The organism is Moraxella bovis (assembly GCF_002014975.1).
Classification (GTDB): domain Bacteria; phylum Pseudomonadota; class Gammaproteobacteria; order Pseudomonadales; family Moraxellaceae; genus Moraxella; species Moraxella bovis.
Window position 1 is genome coordinate 1 of record NZ_MUXV01000071.1, and the last position, 2,681, is coordinate 2,681.

At 34.9% G+C, this 2,681-nt stretch carries 5 protein-coding genes; all 5 read right to left on the minus strand.

Annotated features, from left to right (window positions below; all coding sequences use genetic code 11):
• Positions 1-130: 130 nt before the first annotated feature.
• Genes B0182_RS14070 through B0182_RS12855 form a run of 5 tightly spaced genes read right to left on the minus strand, consistent with a single transcriptional unit; the run spans position 131 to position 2,493 of the window.
• Positions 131-601: a hypothetical protein gene (locus tag B0182_RS14070; RefSeq protein WP_143821754.1), complete on the minus strand. Its 471-nt coding sequence runs from the start codon at positions 599-601 to the stop codon at positions 131-133.
• A complete protein-coding gene (locus B0182_RS12840) occupies positions 571-858 on the minus strand; it encodes a hypothetical protein (protein ID WP_078275293.1) in 288 nt (95 codons plus the stop codon). Before B0182_RS12840 ends, B0182_RS14070 begins: the two co-directional genes overlap by 31 nt.
• Positions 859-892: 34 nt before the next feature.
• Entirely contained in the window at positions 893-1,399 is a 507-nt protein-coding gene (locus B0182_RS12845; RefSeq protein WP_078275294.1) for a hypothetical protein, read from the minus strand.
• Complete coding sequence (locus tag B0182_RS12850; RefSeq protein ID WP_158079717.1) at positions 1,396-2,058, minus strand: hypothetical protein; 663 nt, start codon at positions 2,056-2,058, stop codon at positions 1,396-1,398. Before B0182_RS12850 ends, B0182_RS12845 begins: the two co-directional genes overlap by 4 nt.
• 9 nt (positions 2,059-2,067) lie before the next feature.
• Positions 2,068-2,493: a peptidoglycan DD-metalloendopeptidase family protein gene (locus B0182_RS12855; RefSeq protein WP_078275296.1), complete on the minus strand. Its 426-nt coding sequence runs from the start codon at positions 2,491-2,493 to the stop codon at positions 2,068-2,070.
• Positions 2,494-2,681: the final 188 nt, after the last annotated feature.

The following is a 2,681-nucleotide window of genomic DNA, read 5'->3' on the forward strand; positions in this document are numbered from 1 at the left end:
TAGTATTAGGTTGTGTTTTTTGTGAATAAAAGTGGGATGATGGGTTATATGCAACGTTATCAGCATTACAACTGGTGCAAAGGATGGTTGGCAAAATCAAAAATGACAACAACACAATATTTTTCATAGTCTATCCATCAAAACCATCACACATTGAGTCCACATCAATAGGGTATTGCTTTTGATTTGCAAGATATGATGGAAAATGCATGGTTTTTGTCATAGCATAAGTTCCGTTCGTCGTCATTGTATAAATTTTATTTTTATTATATTTAAAAATTAAATCATATTCAATTTTGTTTTCATTGATCATAACAAATCTCACCAAATCATCTGATAAAATCACTCGATTTATCGAATCTTTTAGAATTAATTCACCACAACTACTCTGTAGAACCATTGTATCGCTTTTTGTATCAACAAAGGGGATTATCGCACTGCACATGCAGTAAGAATCGAAGCCACCAACATACCTTCCATCAATTCGTTCCAAGCCACTTAGTTTATTATCCGCCAAATTGGTTAGGTAATCTTGATGACGGTGTAAAAATTTTAATCTATTTTTATTCTCTATGGTATAACACCGCTGTCTTTCTTCCACCCGAATGCTCCCATCACAAACCTCTGATGTTTTTTATTCCAATCACGTTGATTTTCTTGCAAGGCAACTTTTAATTTTCCTGATAGGCTATCACTTAGTTTTGAGTAAACATGATGAACCTCATCAATATCAATATTCGATTGATGACTCGCTTCAACACTTTTGTTTTTATTGGGCTGAATTTTTTCTTGACCACTGTTACAGGCGGATAGGGCTGTAATGGTTAGGAGAATAATTAATGCATATATACGATACATAATTTCATCATAAATAATTTGAATTTATCAGTAACTAGATATTATTATTTATTAAGATTACATCTTTTATATCCTCTTGAAATCTGTAACAATAATTTTCTATATTTTCATAACTGTTTCTATATGAAATAATATTTCCACTAACACATATTAGGTCATTATCTTTCCAATATCTTATAGTTGGTGGATTGTTTATCATATATCCATCTTGATTTGAAAAATTTGTCACTACTAATGTTAGTGGAAATAATACATTATTTTTAGGATCAAAAACTGCGAAATAATATGAGAATATTTTATCTTTCCTATTATTTAATGGAATTTTTGATATAATCAAATATTTATTTAAATCAAAATCCGGTTTTTCTTTTTTCTTATTTTGCAATTTTTTAAAAAATTCTTTGTTGCAATATGATATGGATTGATAATCTGGTTCGCAAATGGTTACTTGGATATCATTTGCCTTGCAAGCTTGAATTAAAAATACAAACAAAAAACCCAATGCTTTTATAGCACAACCGATTAATTGATTTGTTTTCATTTTTCAACCTCTTTTTTGGTTTGGTGGTATTGTTGAATTCTTTCAAGTACAGCTCTAACACTCTTGGTGGATTTAGGGCTTGCTCTATTGGTTCTTGAATGATAAAAAGATCTGGCGCCATCAGAAGCCACTCCATCTTGGCACTTGCGACCTTTAGGCATACCTATAGATGCCCATTCTTGTGCAGCGCCTTGCATTGCATCGTCAATGCTACCTTTGCCATATTTAATAAAATCCTTCAGCAAAGGTTGTTTGTAAACCAAGTACTCTCTAAATACTCTTTCTTGCATTTCTGCATTGTATAATTCATCGCCAGTTAATCCAATTTGATTCTTAGCAGCTTTTAGCGTAGATGGTATGGTTTGATATTTTCCTGTCGCAAACCGCCTTCTCGAATCTGTCCACTTATATGCCTCAGACAAGTATAATAGTTCATTGATAGTTTTGCCTGTTATCGTACCTGGACCATCTTGCATTTTTCCATATTTAACCCTTTGTCCATTAGGTGCACCTGCATTCCAAGCCTCGTAACTGCCCTCCCCACTAGCGATAATATCTCCCAATTGTTTAACTAATTGCTCAAGTGTTGCATTTTGATTATTGGTAACTGGCAAAGGCTTAATAAAAGTCGCCCTATACCCCTCCAATAATATCTCCAAAGGGTCAGCTCAGTCAGCTCTTCTTTCGTAAATATTGGCTTTTTTAATTGTTAGGTTATCTGCTCTATCTAGGGAGTGTCCTTTGCCAGTAAAATATTCAAAATGCAACATTGAGATGTTTTTGCCTTTTACTGCCTTAAAAGACATAGGAGGTCCAGAACCATTCGCATTAGCCTTTAATACGCCTGTTACGCCCAATAGCTCTCCTTGATTTATGGATTTGCCTATCCTGCCTTTTAGGTGCTCTACCGACTTTGGGTCAAGTTCTCCATATCTAATGATAAATTTTCTACCATCTTCTGTGACATGACTAATTGTTACTTGATGAGTGCCATGATAAAAATTTTGAACAGCGAGAATTTTTCCAGGTGCTATACTAACCACTACACTACCTGACTTGGCATTGTTGTCAGCATTTTGAATGCGGGTATACAAGTCTCGCCCAGCGTGCTTACGCCCTACTTTTCTGTTTCAATTAAAAACCGCTTGGGTTGCCCCTTCTTCGCCGAGCTTTCTTCTCCAATCAAAGTTGGCGTAAGGTTTACCTGGGTCATTTAAGGGCTGTTCTATCAAAGGGAATATAATAGGAGGCTTAGCTCTTTCAACCACCACCTTCGGTGTCC